General features: G+C 58.8%; 2 protein-coding genes. Both read left to right on the top strand.

The features are described from left to right. Positions 1–78 precede the first annotated feature (78 nt). Positions 79–651 carry a phycobiliprotein lyase gene (locus NW820_RS12360; RefSeq protein WP_041436880.1) on the top strand — a complete coding sequence of 191 codons (573 nt, stop codon included), beginning with the start codon at positions 79–81 and terminating at the stop codon, positions 649–651. Between the two features lie 35 nt (positions 652–686). Beyond that, on the top strand, positions 687–1,376 hold the full coding sequence (gene hypB / locus NW820_RS12355; RefSeq protein ID WP_414407642.1) for a hydrogenase nickel incorporation protein HypB: 690 nt from the start codon (positions 687–689) through the stop codon (positions 1,374–1,376). The last annotated feature ends 33 nt before the right edge of the window (positions 1,377–1,409 follow it).

The following is a 1,409-nucleotide window of genomic DNA, read 5'->3' as shown; positions in this document are numbered from 1 at the left end:
CCGTTAGCTAAATCGTTGAGTTGCTCTGCAAGCTAAGATCGGCAAACCCTGTTCCATCGATGAGGATCCGCGTCGGCCATGATGACCGTAATGGAGTTTTTCGCCCTCAGTGCTGGGGAGTGGATGTGCCAACGCACCAGCCATCACTTGGCTTTTCGCCGCTCTGAGGGTGGGAGGTCGCGGCTACAAATTGCCACCCTTGCGGCAACCGATCCAGCAGTCATCCGGGTTTGCGAGTTGTTCAGGGTGGATCCCCGACGAGCTGTGGGAGCAGCGCGGGTGCGGTGGGATGGCGAGCAGGAGTGGGACAACGAAGAGTACAAGGGAGACGTGGTGCTGGTACCTATCCCCGATGAGACCGATCCCATGCGCGGGCAGTTGCTGCGGGATCAGGGCTACGCTGAGAAAGTACCGGTGGCCGGTACCTATGTCATGGGATCCGATGGCGCCCTTACCCTTTACACCCAGTATGAGATGACTGAGTCGGAAGAGCGCATTTGGTTTGCCAGCCCCAACTTGCGCCTGCGGGCCAGCACTGTCAAGCGGTTCGGTGGCTTCAGCATGGCTTCTTTCTGCTCCGAGGTGCGTAAACTCTCCGTCGGCCCTTCTCCCACCCCTACGGTGGCCGAATCCAGCTCTTTCCGCAGCTAGAGCGTTTTCTCCTCAACCGCAACACGGGTTGTGCCATGCACCAAGTCTTGGATCTGGGGATTAACCTGCTCCACGCCAATCAACACCAGGCCGACCACAACCGGGAGCATTTTGATGCCTGGGGAGTAACCTGTCTGAACCTCATGAGCGCGCCGGGGGCGGGTAAGACGTCTTTGCTGGAGAAAACCGTGGTCGCTCTTGCCGGCTCGCTGCGCCTGGCGGTGATCGAGGGAGACATGACGACCCAACTGGACGCGGAGCGGTTGCGTCGCTACGGGATCCCGGTGATTGCCATCAACACGGGGCGGGCCTGTCATTTGGATGCGGCCATGGTGGCCGGGGGCTTGCAGCAATTGGAAGCACTGCTGGGTCCCCAACAACTGGATTTGCTGCTGGTGGAAAATGTCGGCAACTTGGTCTGCCCGGCGGAGTTTGAGGTGGGGGAACACGCCAAGGTAGCACTGCTCAGCGTCACAGAAGGGGAAGACAAGCCTCTCAAGTACCCAATCATGTTTCGAGAGGCGGATTGTCTGCTGATCACCAAAGTGGATCTGGTTCCTGTGTTGGAGGTGGATTTGGATCGGATCCAGGCCAATATCCGCGAGATCAACCCTTCTGTGCCGATTTTTTGTCTTTCTGCCAAGACGGGTGACGGGCTGGAGCCCTGGCTGGGCTGGATCCGAGAGCAGATTCTCCTTGCCCAACACCGACGGCAGCCGCAGTGAAGGGTATCATACTGAGCATCTAGCCGTGGAACT

Origin of the sequence: Synechococcus sp. R55.7 (genome assembly GCF_047461955.1) — a bacterium.
Classification (GTDB): Bacteria; Cyanobacteriota; Cyanobacteriia; order Thermostichales; family Thermostichaceae; genus Thermostichus.
The sequence above is the reverse complement of the archived record's forward strand: the minus strand, read 5'-3'. Positions and strand labels throughout refer to the sequence as shown.